This window comes from Acinetobacter lwoffii (assembly GCF_022809915.1).
Classification (GTDB): domain Bacteria; phylum Pseudomonadota; class Gammaproteobacteria; order Pseudomonadales; family Moraxellaceae; genus Acinetobacter; species Acinetobacter lwoffii_M.
In genome coordinates this window covers 1-17,585 of record NZ_JALGQY010000020.1, presented here as the reverse complement: position 1 = coordinate 17,585, position 17,585 = coordinate 1, and the positions used below count along the sequence as shown (strand labels likewise).

Annotated in this window: 12 protein-coding genes; 10 read left to right on the top strand and 2 right to left on the bottom strand. The window is 42.6% G+C overall.

The features are described from left to right. Nucleotides 1-120: 120 nt before the first annotated feature. Complete coding sequence (gene gltA / locus MTX11_RS10950; protein WP_004279429.1) at nt 121-1,395, bottom strand: citrate synthase; 1,275 nt, start codon at nt 1,393-1,395, stop codon at nt 121-123. Between the two features lie 1,006 nt (nt 1,396-2,401). Here gltA and sdhC point away from each other — a divergent pair. The 9 genes from sdhC (at nt 2,402) to sucD (ending at nt 14,410) form a co-directional block, all read left to right on the top strand. Continuing rightward, nucleotides 2,402-2,800, top strand: coding sequence for a succinate dehydrogenase, cytochrome b556 subunit (gene sdhC, locus MTX11_RS10945; protein WP_085064488.1), 399 nt, complete (start codon nt 2,402-2,404; stop codon nt 2,798-2,800). Further along, nucleotides 2,800-3,165 carry a succinate dehydrogenase, hydrophobic membrane anchor protein gene (gene sdhD / locus MTX11_RS10940; protein ID WP_004279431.1) on the top strand — a complete coding sequence of 122 codons (366 nt, stop codon included), beginning with the start codon at nt 2,800-2,802 and terminating at the stop codon, nt 3,163-3,165. Before sdhC ends, sdhD begins: the two co-directional genes overlap by 1 nt. Nucleotides 3,166-3,177: 12 nt before the next feature. Next, entirely contained in the window at nt 3,178-5,076 is a 1,899-nt protein-coding gene (locus MTX11_RS10935) for an FAD-binding protein (RefSeq protein WP_004279432.1), read from the top strand. A 14-nt stretch (nt 5,077-5,090) separates the two neighbouring features. After that, nucleotides 5,091-5,801, top strand: coding sequence for a succinate dehydrogenase iron-sulfur subunit (locus tag MTX11_RS10930; RefSeq protein WP_004279433.1), 711 nt, complete (start codon nt 5,091-5,093; stop codon nt 5,799-5,801). Between the two features lie 821 nt (nt 5,802-6,622). Further along, complete coding sequence (locus tag MTX11_RS10925) at nt 6,623-9,445, top strand: 2-oxoglutarate dehydrogenase E1 component (RefSeq protein ID WP_004279434.1); 2,823 nt, start codon at nt 6,623-6,625, stop codon at nt 9,443-9,445. 18 nt (nt 9,446-9,463) lie between these two features. Continuing rightward, entirely contained in the window at nt 9,464-10,678 is a 1,215-nt protein-coding gene (gene odhB / locus MTX11_RS10920) for a 2-oxoglutarate dehydrogenase complex dihydrolipoyllysine-residue succinyltransferase (RefSeq protein WP_004279435.1), read from the top strand. Between the two features lie 61 nt (nt 10,679-10,739). Next, the gene (gene lpdA / locus MTX11_RS10915; RefSeq protein ID WP_243475110.1) at nt 10,740-12,170 is read left to right on the top strand and encodes a dihydrolipoyl dehydrogenase; all 1,431 of its coding nucleotides are present in this window, start codon (nt 10,740-10,742) and stop codon (nt 12,168-12,170) included. A 170-nt stretch (nt 12,171-12,340) separates the two neighbouring features. Further along, nucleotides 12,341-13,507 carry an ADP-forming succinate--CoA ligase subunit beta gene (sucC, locus tag MTX11_RS10910; protein WP_004646290.1) on the top strand — a complete coding sequence of 389 codons (1,167 nt, stop codon included), beginning with the start codon at nt 12,341-12,343 and terminating at the stop codon, nt 13,505-13,507. 12 nt (nt 13,508-13,519) lie between these two features. Further along, nucleotides 13,520-14,410, top strand: coding sequence for a succinate--CoA ligase subunit alpha (gene sucD, locus MTX11_RS10905; RefSeq protein ID WP_004646291.1), 891 nt, complete (start codon nt 13,520-13,522; stop codon nt 14,408-14,410). Nucleotides 14,411-14,475: 65 nt separating this feature from the next. On the opposite strand, the gene MTX11_RS10900 is transcribed toward sucD, so the two are convergent. Continuing rightward, complete coding sequence (locus MTX11_RS10900; RefSeq protein ID WP_338129138.1) at nt 14,476-16,038, bottom strand: flotillin family protein; 1,563 nt, start codon at nt 16,036-16,038, stop codon at nt 14,476-14,478. Nucleotides 16,039-16,342: 304 nt separating this feature from the next. Here MTX11_RS10900 and MTX11_RS10895 point away from each other — a divergent pair, with 304 nt between their 5' ends. After that, entirely contained in the window at nt 16,343-17,524 is a 1,182-nt protein-coding gene (locus tag MTX11_RS10895) for a type I restriction-modification system subunit M (protein ID WP_243475109.1), read from the top strand. Nucleotides 17,525-17,585: the final 61 nt, after the last annotated feature.

Below are 17,585 nucleotides of genomic sequence, written 5' to 3'. Positions count from 1 at the left end.
GAATATGATTTTGATATATTCATTTTAAAACGTTTCAGGTCAATTTTTTGTAGGCTTTTGTCAGCACTAAAAAAACCACCCAAGAGGGTGGTTTTTTTAAGTCTTTCGACGCGGTTCGAATTAACGAACGATATCGCGTTGAACTTCGCCAGTGTAAAGCTGACGAGGACGACCGATCTTGTAAGGACCGCTGTGCATTTCTAACCAGTGGCTGATCCAGCCAACAGTACGTGCAAGCGCGAAGATCACAGTAAACATTTCAGTCGGGATACCAATCGCTTTAAGGATGATACCTGAGTAGAAGTCTACGTTCGGGTAAAGGTTACGCTTGATGAAGTATTCGTCAGAAAGTGCGATACGTTCAAGTTCCATAGCCAATGCAAGCTGTGGATCATTGATGCCAAGTGCACCAAGAACTTCGTCACAAGTTTCTTTCATTACTTTCGCGCGTGGATCGAAGTTTTTGTAAACTCGGTGACCAAAGCCCATCAGTTTAACTTCTTTAGTCTTCACTTTTTCCATGAAGCCAGCAACGTTTTCTACAGTGCCGATTTCGTCAAGCATCTTAAGAACAGCTTCGTTCGCGCCGCCATGAGCAGGACCCCAAAGTGCAGAGATACCAGCAGCGATACATGCATACGGGTTAGCACCAGTAGAACCAGCTAAACGTACGGTAGACGTAGAAGCATTTTGTTCGTGGTCAGCATGAAGCGTGAAGATACGGTCCATTGCTTTTGCAAGGATCGGATCAACTTTGTAATCACGATCTGCAGGAGTAGCAAACATCATGTGCAGGAAGTTTTCTGCATAACCAAGGTCATTACGTGGGTAAACGAATGGTTGACCAATGGTGTACTTGTAGCTCCAAGCCGCCAGCGTAGGAATCTTCGCGATTAAACGAATCGCAGTGATTTCACGGTGGTTCACATCTTCGATGTCAAGGTTGTTGTGATAGAACGCAGACAACGCACCAACCACACCTACCATGATCGCCATAGGATGCGCATCACGACGGAAACCATTGTAGAAACGGCTAACTTGATCGTGAACCATCGTATGGTTACGTACTTTAGCGTCAAATTCTTCTTTTTGCTCAGCAGTTGGAAGTTCGCCATTTAACAATAAATAGCAAGTTTCCAGGTAATCAGCTTTAGTCGCCAATTGATCGATTGGGTAGCCGCGGTGTAAAAGTACACCTTTGTTACCATCGATGAACGTGATTTTAGACTCGCACGCAGCTGTCGCCATAAAACCAGGATCAAAAGTAAAGTGACCTGCAGCCAACACATCTTTAACGTCGATTACATCTGGGCCCAATGTGCCGCTGTAAATTGGTAGTTCAATTTCTTTGCCATCAAGCTGTAAAACGGCTTTCTTGCCAGTTGCTTCAGACATTCAATAGATCTCCTGTCCTGGTGAATGTATATCCGCTTTGTCTATCAATCTTTTAATGCACAAAACGGACGGATCAAAAATTTGCTATAAGATTAGTGAGTACTGAAATTTTGTCAATTATACTTATGGATGAAAAAATGGCGGCCGCACAGCGGTTTAGTCATATTCGCTCAGTATAAAAAGTTCAGTAAAATCACAGCATCAAACCTCTATAATAAGTCAAATTGATGCAGAGGTGCAGAAAAAAATAGACTGCCTGGGGCATTTGTAAGCGTTTTTTCGTAGCAAGAAATGCGAGCGAAAATAGTGAGAGATTAAGGTGAATATGCTTAAAACTATATAAATCTCATAACTTACATCGTTTTTACCAAGCTGAATTTCACAGGTGGAATTATAAATAAAAGCAATTAATTGAATTTTAAATCCGGTTTAATTGATTAAAAAATAGCTTAATAAATGGCCAACTTTGCAGCAAAGCTAGGCAGGATAAAAATAAATGAATGATTTTTTGAATCTAAATGCTTCAAATTGATTGAAAAACCCATCATCTGATGCACTAAGTCGCTATTTAACATCAGGTTATCTGAATCACTGTGCTGCTGCTGAATTGGGGCAAGTGGTCTGTTAAATATAGGCGCTTGATTTAAATCTGAATTAAAAAGAGATTTAAATAATATTTGTGATGGAACTGTGCGTCTTTAGTCTAAAACTCAAACATGGTTCTGCAGGCTTAAAACCGAGTGAATTGATCATCTTAATTATTTAAAAACAATCATATAGATAGGAATTGAAAGGGCGGAATAATATATTAAGCCCGACTTATTGTTGTTAATGATTCTTATTTAATAGTTTTTTATCCAAAAAGCCAAATTCAGCCGTTTGTATTTTAATAGTTCACGTTTTATAATTCAGTGTCGTTTTGATTTTAGGCATGTATTTGCCTAAGAATGCCAGCTTTCCTTCGAATTAATTCCAACAAACTCCGGATGGAGTTTTTACTTACAGGATGCCCGCTGTGAAAAGCAACAGACCTGTCAATTTGTCCATGGGTCAAGTTTTAGAAGTAAACTTAAAATCACCCGTGGCTATTGCATCAATTCTACACCGTCTTTCAGGTGTTATCGTATTCTTACTCGTACCGGTCCTTCTATGGATTTTAGACAAGTCATTGTCTTCGCCTGAAGGTTTTGCGCAAGTTCAAGAAATCTTTAACGGTTTCATTGTTCGTTTCATTGTATGGGTATTTGTCGCCGGCTTGATTTTTCACTTTATTGCGGGTGTTAAGCATTTACTTGCTGACATTGGCGTTGCTGAAGAACTAGAAAGTGGCCGTGTTGCATCTACTATCGCATTAATCTTGTCTGCAATCGGTATTGTTGCAGCATTTGTATGGATCGTACTCTAATGAAAAGCGCTACTGGTTTAACAGGTTCAGGTTCTCGCGATTGGTTTCTCCAACGTGTCAGTGCTGTAGTTCTAGCTGTTTATACCGTTGTTGTACTGGGTTGGATTCTACTGAATGGTGGTTTCAACTTTGAACAGTGGTACGGCTTTATGATGACAGTTCCAATGAAGATCATGTCTTTGTTGGCGGTCTTATCTCTTGTTGCACACGCATGGATCGGCATGTGGCAGGTATTCACGGATTATGTGACTACTCGTCAAATGGGTCCTTCAGCTTCAGGTTTACGCCTTGTACTGACTTCAGCAGTGATCATTGCTGTACTTGCATATGCAATCTGGGCGATCCAGATTTTTTGGGCGAATTGATAGGAAACAATCATGGGCGCTATAAACCCTAAAGAAGATTACACAAATATTCCGCATGAAACTTTCGATGCTGTCATCGTTGGTGGTGGTGGTTCAGGTATGCGTGCGTCTTACCAACTTGCTCAAGCTGGTTTGAAAGTTGCGGTTCTGACTAAAGTATTCCCAACTCGTTCGCACACTGTTGCAGCGCAGGGTGGTATTGGTGCATCTCTTGGTAACATGCAAGAAGATAACTGGCACTACCACTTCTACGACACTGTAAAAGGTTCGGACTGGTTAGGTGACCAAGACGCAATCGAGTTCATGACTCGTGAAGCGCCTCAAGTGGTTTATGAACTTGAACACCTGGGTATGCCATTCGACCGTAATGCTGATGGTACAATTTACCAACGTCCATTCGGTGGTCACTCAGCAAACTATGGTGAAAAAGCTGTGCCACGTGCATGTGCTGCTGCCGACCGTACCGGTCACGCACTTCTTCACACACTTTATCAAAGCAACGTGAAAATGGGCACTCAGTTCTTCGTAGAATGGATTGCGCTTGACCTGATCCGTAACGAAAAAGGCGACGTTCTAGGTGTTACAGCAATTGATCAGGAAACTGGTAAAATTGCAGTATTCCAAGCAAAAGCTACATTGTTTGCTACTGGTGGTGCTGGTCGTGTTTACCGTGCATCTACAAACGCTTATATCAACACTGGTGACGGTCTTGGTATGGCTGCTCGTGCAGGTATTCCATTACAAGATATGGAATTCTGGCAATTCCACCCAACGGGTGTTGCGGGCGCAGGCGTATTGTTGACTGAAGGTTGTCGTGGTGAAGGTGCAATCCTTCGTAACAAAGACGGTGAACCGTTCATGGAACGTTATGCACCAACTTTGAAAGACTTGGCGCCACGTGACTTCGTATCACGTTCTATGGATCAAGAGATCAAAGAAGGTCGTGGTTGTGGTCCTAAAGGCGATTACATCCTGCTTGATATGACGCACCTAGGTGCGGATACGATCATGAAACGTCTTCCATCTGTATTCGAGATTGGCAAGAAATTCGCGAACGTTGACATCACTAAAGAGCCAATTCCTGTAGTACCAACAATCCATTACCAAATGGGTGGTATTCCAACGAATATTCATGGTCAGGTGGTTGTTCCTGAGTCTCCTGAAACAGAAGCGCTTGTTGCTAACTACAACAAAGACACCGACGTTTACTCTACCAATGCTGAAGGTCGTGACTTTGCTAAGCCAGTAAAAGGTTTCTATGCAATCGGTGAATGTTCATGTGTATCTGTACACGGTGCAAACCGTCTAGGTACGAACTCATTGCTTGACTTGGTTGTATTTGGTAAGGCCGCTGGTCAACATATCATTGAATATGTGACTAAACAGCACGATGGTGAATATGAGCCACTTCCAACAACTGTGCTTCAAGAAACTGTTGAACGTATTCGTAAACTTGACGAATCGACTACAGGTGAGAATGCTCAAGACGTTGCTGATGCAATCCGTGATATCGTTCAAGATCACGCTGGTGTATTCCGTACATCTGCGCTTCTGGACGAAGGTGTGAAGCAGATTCTTGCAATTGAACCGCGCGTACGCAACATTCACTTGAAAGACAAATCTAAAGTATTTAACACTGCACGTATTGAAGCACTTGAAGTTGAAAACTTGTATGAAGTTGCGAAAGCAACGCTTATTTCAGCTGCTGCTCGTAAAGAATGCCGTGGTGCACATACGGTTGTAGATTTTGAAGAGTCTCCAGACCATGCTGAATACCCATATGGTCGTCGTGATGATGAGTGGATGAAGCACACTTTATGGTTCTCTGCAGACAACCGTCTAGAGTATAAGCCAGTTCGTTACCGTCCATTGTCGGTTGACGCGATTCCACCTAAACCACGTACATTCTAATCAGGAGAATTCAGATGAGTAGAGGTACTCGTACATTTCATATCTACCGCTACGATCCTGACAAGGATAAAGCACCGTACATGCAAACTTTCAAACTTGAACTGACTGATAAGCACCGTATGTTGCTTGACGCACTTCTTGCATTGAAAGTACAGGACGAGACTTTAACGTTCCGTCGTTCATGTCGTGAAGGTATTTGTGGTTCTGATGGCGTGAACATCAATGGTAAAAACGGTTTGGCGTGTCTTTGGAACCTGAACGATTTACCAAATGAAATTACTGTTCGTCCATTGCCTGGTCTTCCTGTAGTGAAAGACTTGGTGGTTGACATGAACCAGTTCTATGATCAGTACAACAAGATCCATCCATTCTTGATCAACAACCAGCCTGCGCCTCCTAAGGAACGTTTACAGTCTCCTGAAGAGCGTGAGCATCTTGATGGTCTATATGAATGTATTCTATGTGCATGCTGTTCAACTTCATGCCCGTCATTCTGGTGGAACCCGGACAAGTTCTTGGGTCCTTCAGCATTGTTGAACGCTTACCGCTTCATTATTGACTCGCGTGATACGGGAACACAAGAGCGTTTGGCTCGTCTAGACGACCCGTTCTCATTGTTCCGTTGTAAAGGCATCATGAACTGTGTATCTGTATGTCCTAAAGGCTTGAACCCAACTAAAGCAATCGGTCACATCCGTAATATGCTTTTAGATATGGCAGGCTAATAGGCTGCTCTTTGCAGTTTAGAAAAAAGCACACCTTCAGGTGTGCTTTTTTTATGCAAACTATTAGAAAAATTAAAAAATCATAGGATAAAAATAAAGATACTATACTTAAAATGTATAAAGTTGAGTGAAACAGTCAGGAAAAGGGTAATGGCTTTGAGCGCCATATAAGAAGAACATGTGATTATTTTGGGTATTTATGATTTTTAGATGTAAAACTGACCTGAAAAATAGCAAGAACGATGTTATTATATAACGGAAATTTAAGGAGGGAGTGGATTGAAAGGTTTGCTCTCTTTTTATTTATCGGAAATGCTTAGGACTTAAGTCTACATTGAATCTATTTTTGAGATAAAGCACCATATATTAGAGTAAAATATCTGAACTGTATTTAGCCAATTTATGGAAGGTATGTGTCAAAAAAATCAATTGAAAAGTTGAGATTATGTTAGCATTTAGCCCATGACTATGTTTAAAAAATGCCACGCCAGGTACATTTTTTAAACACTGCATAATCAGGGACTGGTATATAAAGGTAGACCCGAGTCGCTTTAGAAAAAATCTTTGTTAATGCTTGCTTTTTTCTAAGTCGATTTGCAAAAAATTGCCCGGTTTCGATCGGGTATTCAATGAGTGATGATGCCGCTGAGGGGCGTTATTGTTCATTAAACATATCAAGATTTTCTTGGTGTGGTGATAACGCCTCATGGCTTATGCCTTATGGGGGACTAGTATCATATTACCAATTTGATGCTAATAATCCTGGGTTTTGCTTAAAAAGCATCCTGAAAATGTTTTTGCAATAGGAAATGGGTCCACAAATGCAAGAAGTTGCTGACGCTCTGCGTCTTGACACTGAACTTTCCGCTGATAGTGCAGCGTATATTGAAGAACTTTATGAGCAGTATCTGACTGCTCCAGACTCAGTGGGTGCTGACTGGAGAGCGTACTTCGATAAATTCCCAAAAGGTGATCAACCACACAGTAATGTACGTGAGCAATTCCTACTTTTAGGTCGCAATTCAAGCCGTATTCAGCCTATTGTTCAGTCGACAGTCAGCTCAGAGCATGAACGTCGTCAAATTGGCGTGCTACAGCTGATTGCTGCGTACCGTAACCGTGGCCACCAGAAAGCAAAACTGGATCCATTAGGTTTGGCGAAGCGTGAAGTTGTGCCTGATCTAGATCTTGCTGCGCATGGTTTGACTCAGTCTGACTTAGACACAGTATTCAATACTGGTAACTTGGCGATCGGTAAAGAAGAAGCGACTTTGGCTGAAATGGTTCAGTCAATGGAAGCCACTTACTGTGGTTCAATCGGTGCTGAATACATGCACATCGTGGACACCAAAGAAAAACGTTGGATTCAACAACGTCTAGAAAGTGCACGCGGTCAATATGGCTTCAATGCTGATCAAAAGAAACATGTCCTTGAGCGTTTAACTGCGGCTGAAGGCCTAGAAAAATATCTTGGTAATAAATTCGTTGGTGCCAAACGTTTCGGCGTTGAAGGTGGTGAAGCATTCATCCCGATGGTCAACGAAATTATTCAGCGTGCAGGTTCTGTAGGCTGTAAAGAAGTTGTGATCGGTATGCCTCACCGCGGCCGTTTAAACCTTCTTGTTAACATCATGGGTAAGAACCCGGCTGACCTGTTTGGTGAGTTCGAAGGTAAATCTATTCACAAGAAAGGTTCTGGTGACGTTAAGTATCACCAAGGCTTCTCTTCAAACGTGATGACTCCAGGTGGCGAAGTTCACTTGGCATTGGCGTTTAACCCGTCACACCTTGAAATCGTTGGCCCTGTGGTTGAAGGTTCAGTACGTGCACGTCAAGTACGTCGTAAAGACATTGGCGGCGATGACGTATTGCCACTAATCGTACACGGTGATGCTGCATTTGCAGGTCAGGGCGTTAACCAGGAAACTTTCCAGATGTCACAAACTCGCGGTTATACCGTGGGTGGTACAGTGCACATTGTAATTAACAACCAGGTTGGTTTCACGACGTCTGATCCACGTGACGCACGTTCTACAGAATACTGTACTGACATCGCAAAAATGATTCAGGCACCGATCTTCCATGTGAATGGTGATGATCCTGAAGCTGTGGTGTTCATTTCACAATTGGCACATGACTTCCGTCATACCTTCCGTAAAGACGTTGTGATTGACATGTTCTGCTACCGTCGTCGTGGTCATAACGAAGCGGATGAGCCAGCTGCAACTCAACCAATGATGTATCAAGTGATTAACAAGAAAGCGACTACGCGTACGCTTTATGCGGATCAATTGGTACAACAGGGTGTTCTTGATCGCGCAAGTGCAGATCAAATGGTTGAAAACTACCGTGCAGACCTGGAAGCGGGTAATCACGTTGCCAATGCACTGGTACTTGAACCAAACAAAAAAATGTTTGTGGATTGGACTCCTTACTTAGGTCATGAGTACACAGACGAGTGGGATACAACTTTCCCAATCGAACGTCTAAAAGAGCTTGGCAAGAAAATGCGTGAGCTTCCTGAAGGCTTCGTGATGCAGCGTCAAGTTGCAAAAGTAATTGATGACCGTCTGAAAATGCAAACGGGTGAAATGCCTCTGAACTGGGGTGCTGCTGAAACTCTGGCGTATGCAACTGTACTAGATGATGGTTACTTGCTTCGTTTAACGGGTGAAGACGTAGGTCGTGGTACTTTCTCACACCGTCATGCAAAACTGCATAATCAGGTAGATGGTTCAACTTATCTTCCACTGTGTAACCTGAAAGAAAACCAGCCGCGTACTGCAATCTATGACTCTTTGTTGTCAGAAATGGCTGTATTGGCATTTGAATATGGTTATGCGACGACTCTTCCTAAGAGTTTGATCATCTGGGAAGCACAATTCGGTGACTTCGCAAACTGTGCACAGGTTGTCATTGACCAGTTCATCTCATCTGGTGAAACCAAATGGGAGCGTGTATGTGGCTTAACTATGCTTCTTCCACACGGTTTTGAAGGTCAAGGTCCAGAACATTCATCTGCACGTTTGGAACGTTTCTTGCAGCTATGTGCTGAAGACAACATGCAAGTCATCACACCGACTACGCCTGCGCAGATTTTCCACGCATTACGTCGTCAAGCGATTCGTCCAATCCGTAAGCCATTGATTGTTACTTCGCCGAAATCTTTACTTCGTCACAAGCTTGCTGTATCTAGCCTTGAAGAGCTTGCAAACGGTACATTCCAAACCGTGATTGATGAAGTAGACAACATCAACAAGTCAGATGTAACCCGTCTGGTTCTGTGTGGTGGTAAGGTGTATTACGACCTAGTTGAAAAACGTCGTGAAAAAGAATTGAACAACACTGCAATTGTACGTATTGAACAATTATATCCATACCCAGAAAAACGCCTGGCAGAAGTGCTTGCGCAATATCCAAACGTTAAAGAACTTGTTTGGGCGCAAGAAGAACCGAAGAACCAAGGCGCTTGGTTGTTCATCGCACCGCGTCTATATGACGACGTGATGAAAGCGGGTAAACAAGTACGTATTAGCTATGCAGGCCGTGAAGCTTCTGCTGCACCGGCATGTGGTTCACCATATTTGCATGCAAAACAACAAGCTCAGCTCATCAACGACGCGCTTGCGATCGACGCTGAATAATCCAGGAGATTCTAAGTAATGGCAACCGAAATTAAAGCACCGGTATTCCCAGAGTCAGTTGCGGACGGTACGATCGCAACTTGGCACAAACAACCAGGTGAAGCAGTGTCACGTGATGAAGTGATCTGCGATATTGAGACTGATAAAGTTGTTTTAGAAGTTGTTGCTCCTGCAGACGGTACACTTGCATCTATTATTAAAGGTGAAGGCGATACTGTTCTTTCAGCTGAAGTCATTGCACAGTTTGAAGAAGGTGCTGTTTCTGGCGCTACGCAAACTCAAGCAGTTCAGTCTGAAGAGAAAGTTGAACAAGCTGCTGCGCAAACTGAAGCGGGTAATGCACCGATCGTTGAACGTCAACAAGTACAGGATCAGGCTCCAGCAGTGCGTAAAGCATTGACTGAATCTGGTGTTGCAGCTGCTGACGTTGCTGGTACAGGCCGTGGCGGTCGCATCACGAAAGAAGATGTGGCAAATCATCAAGCGAAACCGGCAGCACCTGCAGCGCAACCATTAAGCGTTGCAGTGGGCGAGCGTATCGAAAAACGTGTTCCTATGACTCGCCTTCGTAAGCGTGTTGCTGAACGTTTACTTGCAGCGACTCAAGAAACTGCAATGTTGACCACGTTCAACGAAGTGAACATGAAACCAATCATGGAAATGCGTGCTCAATACAAAGATGCATTCGAGAAGCGTCATGGTGCGCGTCTTGGCTTCATGTCATTCTTCGTTAAAGCAGCAACTGAAGCACTTAAACGCTATCCAGCGGTAAATGCTTCAATTGATGGCGATGACATCGTGTATCACGGTTACTACGACATCGGTGTTGCAGTTTCATCTGAGCGTGGTCTAGTGGTTCCTGTTCTTCGTGATACAGACCGCATGAACTATGCTGAAGTTGAAAATGGCATCCGTGCATATGCTGGCAAGGCACGTGACGGTAAACTGGGTATCGAAGATATGACTGGCGGTACATTCACCATTACTAATGGTGGTACTTTCGGTTCATTGCTTTCTACACCAATTCTCAATACGCCACAAACTGCGATTCTGGGTATGCACAAAATCCAGGAACGTCCGATGGCGGTGAATGGTCAAGTAGAAATCTTGCCAATGATGTACCTTGCACTGTCTTATGACCACCGTTTAATCGATGGTAAAGAAGCAGTTGGTTTCCTTGTAACAATCAAAGAATTGTTAGAAGAGCCAGCGCGTCTTATCCTTGATCTTTAATTTTTAAGAATATATTTATGGGCTTAGGGAAAAAACTCTAGGCCCATTTTTGGAGATAAACATGTCTCAATTCGATTTAGTCGTAATTGGTGGTGGCCCGGGCGGCTACGAAGCAGCAATTCGTGCAGCTCAACTTGGTTACAAAGTTGCGTGTATTGAAAAACGTATTCATAAAGGTAAACCCTCTTTAGGCGGTACTTGCTTGAACGTGGGTTGTATCCCGTCTAAAGCATTACTTGACTCTTCTCATCGTTATGAAGATACCGTTCATCACCTAGATGACCATGGTATTACTACAGGTGAAGTGAAGTTTGACCTTGAAAAATTACTTGCTCGTAAAGACAAAATCGTAAACCAATTGACTATGGGTATCGATGGCCTGCTTAAAGGTAACGGTATTGAATGGTTAAAAGGTACGGGTAAACTCCTTGCTGGTAAAAAAGTTGAGTTTGTTTCTCACGAAGGCGAAACTCAAATTTTAGAACCTAAGTACGTGATTCTTGCGACTGGTTCTGTACCGGTAAATATTCCTGTGGCTCCTGTAGATCAAGACATCATTGTTGACTCTACTGGCGCGCTTGAATTCCAAGAAGTACCTAAGCGTTTAGGTGTAATTGGTGCGGGCGTAATCGGTTTAGAACTTGGTTCTGTATGGCGTCGTTTGGGTGCGGAAGTTGTTGTATTTGAAGCAATGGATGCATTCTTACCAATGGCTGACAAAGCATTGGCAAAAGACTACCAAAAAGTTTTGACTAAACAAGGTCTTGATATCCGTGTAGGCGCGAAAGTTGCTGGCACTGAAGTTAACGGTCGTGAAGTTACGGTTAAGTACACTCAAGGTGGCGAAGACAAAACTCAAACTTTCGACAAGTTGATCGTTTGTGTAGGCCGTCGTGCTTATGCAGAAGGCCTATTGGCTGATGATTGCGGTATCAAACTGACTGAACGTGGTCTGGTTGAAGTAAATGATTGGTGTGCAACTTCAGTTGAGGGCGTATACGCAATTGGTGACTTGGTACGTGGTCCAATGCTTGCACATAAAGCAATGGAAGAAGGCGTAATGGCAGTTGAGCGTATTCACGGTCATGCTGCACAAGTGAACTACGACACGATTATTTCTGTAATTTACACACACCCAGAAGCGGCGTGGGTAGGTTTAACAGAAGAGCAAGCAAAAGAAAAAGGCCATGAAGTAAAAACTGGTCAATTCGGCTTTGCTGCGAACGGTCGTGCAATGGCTGCTGGTGAAAATGCTGGTTTCGTGAAGTTTGTTGCTGATGCAAAAACTGACCGTCTACTCGGTATGCACGTAATCGGGCCTGCTGCGTCTGATATCGTTCACCAAGGTATGATCGCACTTGAGTTCGTATCTTCAGTAGAAGATCTACAGTTGATGACTTTTGGTCACCCGACTTTCTCTGAAGTGGTACATGAAGCTGCACTTGCGGTTGATGGTCGTGCGATTCACGCGATCCAACGTAAGCGTAAGTAATTCGAAAAAAGAGCGACTTAGGTCGCTCTTTTTACATTTCATGGTTGTTTTTATTGGAACAATCATCTAAAAATAAAGATAACGATTTTAAGAAATGCTGGTACTGCTTTGACGGACGTCTGGGTGCTAGTGGGTTATAACAAGGCAAAGAAGTAATAAAAGGTTATTCAATGAATTTACATGAGTATCAAGCAAAAGCGCTATTAAAAAAATATGGTATGCCTGTGCAGGAAGGAATACTTGCCACCAATGCCGATGAAACGGTGCATGCTTTCGAGCAGCTGGGTGGAAAGTTCGCAGTATTGAAAGCACAGGTGCATGCGGGTGGCCGGGGTAAGGCTGGTGGGGTAAAAGTGGTGAAATCGGCTGCCGAGGCTGCTGAATATGCCAACCAGATTATTGGTTCACGCTTGGTGACTTATCAAACGGATGCCAATGGTCAGCCAGTCAATAGCATTTTAGTCTCGGAAGATGTTTATCCGGTTGAGCGCGAGCTGTACTTGGGCGCTGTGGTGGATCGCTCGACTCGCCGCATCACTTTTATGGCATCAACTGAGGGCGGTGTTGAAATTGAGAAAGTGGCCGAAGAAACCCCTGAAAAAATTATTAAAGTTGAAGTTAATCCTTTAGTCGGTCTAATGCCATTTCAGGCGCGTGAAGTTGCTTTTGCACTTAAACTCAAAGATGGACAAATTAATCAGTTTGTTAAAGTCATGACGGCTGCTTATCAGGCATTTATAGAGAATGATTTTGCACTTTTCGAAATCAATCCGTTGTCTGTGCGTGAAAATGGCGACATTCTGTGTGTTGATGCCAAAATCGGAATTGATTCAAATGCGCTGTACCGTTTGCCTGAAGTGGCGGCACTACGTGATAAGTCTCAAGAAAATGAACGTGAGTTAAAAGCGTCTGAGTTTGATCTGAACTATGTGGCTTTAGAGGGTAACATTGGTTGTATGGTCAATGGTGCCGGTCTTGCCATGGCAACCATGGATATTATTAAGCTTTATGGCGGTCAACCAGCCAACTTCCTGGATGTTGGTGGTGGTGCAACCAAAGAGCGCGTGATTGAAGCCTTCAAAATTATCCTTGCAGATAGCTCTGTACAGGGCGTATTAATCAATATTTTTGGTGGAATTGTACGTTGTGACATGATTGCTGAAGCAATTATTGCAGCGGTTCAGGAAGTAAATGTGACTGTTCCAGTGGTTGTTCGCCTTGAAGGCAACAATGCGGAACTGGGCGCGAAATTACTGGATGAATCAGGTTTGAAATTGATTTCTGCAGACGGTCTTGCTGACGCTGCAGAAAAAATCGTTGCTGCTGTAAAAGCTTAAGGAGTATCTAACATGAGCGTATTAGTTAATAAAGACACTAAAGTATTGGTACAGGGCTTTACAGGTAAAAACGGTACATTCCATTCTGAACAGGCTTTGGCCTATGGTACCAAAGTTGTGGGTGGTGTAACCCCAGGTAAAGGTGGTCAAACCCATCTAGAATTGCCTGTATTTAATACCATGCGTGAAGCGGTGAAAGAAACAGGTGCAGATGCTTCGGTGATTTATGTTCCGGCCCCCTTTGTACTGGATTCTATTGTTGAAGCGGTTGATTCTGGCATTGAGTTAATTGTGGTGATCACTGAAGGTGTACCGACCATCGATATGCTCAAAGCCAAGCGTTATCTGGAAACCAATGGTAATGGCACACGTCTGATCGGACCAAACTGTCCGGGTATTATTACGCCGGGTGAATGTAAGATCGGGATCATGCCGGGGCATATTCATCAGCCGGGTAAAATCGGGATTATTTCGCGTTCAGGCACACTGACTTATGAGGCTGTGGCGCAAACCACAAAACTCGGTTTAGGTCAGTCGACTTGTATCGGTATTGGTGGAGACCCAATTCCGGGCATGAACCAGATTGATTGCTTGAAATTGTTCCAGGAAGATCCGCAAACTGAAGCCATTATCATGATTGGTGAGATTGGTGGTACAGCTGAAGAAGAAGCAGCTGAATATATTCAATCGAATGTGACTAAGCCAGTTGTTGGTTATATTGCGGGTGTAACTGCACCTAAAGGCAAACGTATGGGTCACGCAGGTGCGATTATTTCAGGTGGTAAGGGCACAGCTGAAGAAAAATTTGCTGCCTTTGAACGTGCGGGTATGGCGTATACACGTAGTCCAGCCGAACTTGGTTCAACCATGCTGCAAGTATTAAAAGATAAAGGTTTAGTGTGATATTCACATTAGACCTTTAATAAAAAAGCTCCCAGATGGGAGCTTTTTTATATCTCAGTCTATTTTTAAGTTTTAGCTTTAAGGCTTTGGGTCATCCCATTAATATCTCCACCCTGAATACCGAGCTCACTCATCAGGCTGTCAATGAGCGGTGCTTGGCTACGATAACGTAGGGCGCTATTCACTACCTGATCTGATAGAGCAACATTACCATTCTCATGATGGGCATCTGCCTGACAGGCACCGGTATGACCGCCATGTAGGCCATTCACCTGGAGAATCTTGATATCATCAATATTTTCCATTGGTTTGACGCTTTCCCGGATAATTTCAGGCAAGTATTTCAGCATGGCCAGACGAATCTGCATTTCGACCTGTTCAGGTGACAGGACGTTATTGGCTTCATTGACCGCACGTGTACCTTCAGCATCCACCTGATACTGTTTCTCCATTGCCTGAGCCAGTAGAATTTTCGCATCCGCTTCGCCCTTGGCTTTAAGGCGGACTTTTTCTGCTTCCGCCTCAGCCGCAATTCGCACTGCTTCTGCATCATCTGCTGCTGCCTGTTTGCCAGCTTCAGCGGCAACTGTAATTGCAATTGCATCTTTTTCAGCATGTTCTTTGGCTGCGACCAGCTCAACTGCCTTTTGACGCTCTGCCTGCTGGATTTGACGTACGGTGATGACTTCTTCTTCCGCTTTTACCGCTTGTGCACGTGCCTGATCGGCTTGGGCTTTAGCTTCAGATTCAGCACGTGATTTTTCCGCAATGGCAATGGCGCGATCCTGTTCAGCCAGTTCAATGGTTTTCTTTTGCTCGACCTGTGCTTTTTGAATCAGCTGAGCCTTTTGAATATTTTCATTCTCGACATCACGGGCGGCCAAAATACGCTTGAGTTCGACTTCTCGTTCAGCGGCAATTTGTGCTTCTTCTGCTTCACGTTTTTTGCCGGCTTCCTGAGCGGCAATTTCAGCCAGCTGTTCAGCACGGCGAATGGCAATTTCACGTTCTTGTTGCAGCTTGGCATATTCTTCTTCACGAATAATTTGCAGGCGCGCCTGTTCAGCTTCCAGATTTTTGGTTTTGATCGCCAGATCGGTATCCTGTTCAATGTGGTTACGCTTGCGGCGACGATCTTCAATGGTTTCAGTGAGCTTGGTCAGACCTTCAGCATCAAATGCATTTTGCGGGTTGAAGTATTTAAATCCGGTCTGATCCAGTCCGGTTAGGGAAACCGTTTCAAGCTCCAGACCATTTTTATGTAAATCTTCTGAAACGACTTGCTGTACTTTTTGCACGAAATCGACGCGTTTTTCATGCAGTTCTTCCATGGCCATTTCTGCCGCCACTGCGCGCAGTGAATCAACAAATTTACCTTCCACCAGATTTTTCAGTTCATTCGGTGACATGGTTTTTTGACCAAGGGTTTGTGCTGCGGTGGCAATTGAATCTGCGGTAGGCTTGACCCGTACATAGAATTCGGCCATGACATCGACCCGCTTACGGTCACGGGTAATCAGTGCCTGATCATCAGCACGGCGGACTTCAAGACGTAGGGTGTTCATATTTACCGGAATAATTTCATGTAACACCGGAAGCACGATTGCGCCTCCACCTAAAATTACGATAATGTCATATCAATATGTTAAAATATTTGTTAAGTATATGATTTTGAAAAGTTATCTAAAAAAATGAAAAATTAACAGTTTTCTTAACACTTTTTATCAAAGTATTAGCTTCAATTAAAGAGTATCAATAAAATTGACACTTATTTACAAGGGTAAAATTTTAGCTAATAAATCGGTATTTTATTTTAAGTCTAAATGACATGGTTGGATAAAAAACATTCATAGCAAACAAATAAAAGCTAGTTAATTCTATTTTTATCAAAAATTTGCTTTAATTAGGGCATTAATTTCAGGAATACAGTCAGTGGCTAAAAAACCTACCAAATCAAAAGTAAAAAGTTTTGAAGAATCTTTATGGGATAGTGCTAATAAGTTACGTGGTAGTGTTGAACCTTCTGAGTATAAACATATTGTTTTGTCGTTAGTTTTTCTTAAATTTATTGGTGACCTTTATGATGCTCAACGTAGCAAAATTATTGAAGCCTATGGCATACAATTTGTAGATAGAAAAGAGTTTTATCAGAAAGATAATGTTTTCTTTTTAGTAGAGGAAGCAAGATGGTCATACATTGTAAAAAATTCCAAGCAAACTGATATTTCAATAAAAATAGATAAAGCATTAACGGAAATAGAGAAAAATAATAAGTCTTTGCAAGGAGCATTACCTGAAAACTATTTCTCTAGAATGCAAATTCCAGCGAATAAAATGTCTTCATTAATTGATGTGGTGAATGATATAGAATCTGTTCATAACTATCATGAAGACCTTATTGGTCGTATTTACGAGTATTTCTTATCTAATTTTGCTCTTGCTGAAGGCAAAGGAAAGGGAGAGTTTTATACTCCTAAAAGTATAGTTGATCTGATTGCAGAACTAATACAGCCATTTCAGGGAAAAATTTATGATCCATGTTGTGGTTCAGGCGGTATGTTTGTTCAATCGATAAAGTTTGTAGAAAACCATAAAGGGAGTAAAAAGAATATTTCTATTTATGGTCAAGAACAAACAACTACTACCTATAAATTAGCAAAAATGAACCTTGCAATTAGAGGGTTAAGTGCAAATTTAGGGCAAGTTGCAACTGATACTCTTCATAATGATCAACATAAAGATGAAAAGTTTGATTTTATTATGGCTAATCCACCTTTTAATCAAAAAGACTGGCGTAGTGAAAAAGAGTTAACTAATGATCCACGATGGTCTGCATATGCGATACCACCTAAAAGTAATGCAAACTATGCATGGATTTTGCATATGGTGTCTAAACTATCGCAAAATGGTGTAGCAGGATTCATCCTTTCTAATGGTGCTTTATCAGCAACTGGTGTAGAGCTTGAAATCAGAAAAAAATTGATTGAAAACGATTTGGTCGAGGCTATTATTGTCCTTCCGATGGATATGTTTTATACCACAGATATTAGTGTTTCTTTATGGATTGTTTCTAGAAACAAAAAAGAGCGTGTAGTGATTAGACTTCCGTCATAAATCAAAAAACGTACAATTTATTTGATCTTAAAGTAATCAGCAAAATTATTTAATTCAAGGG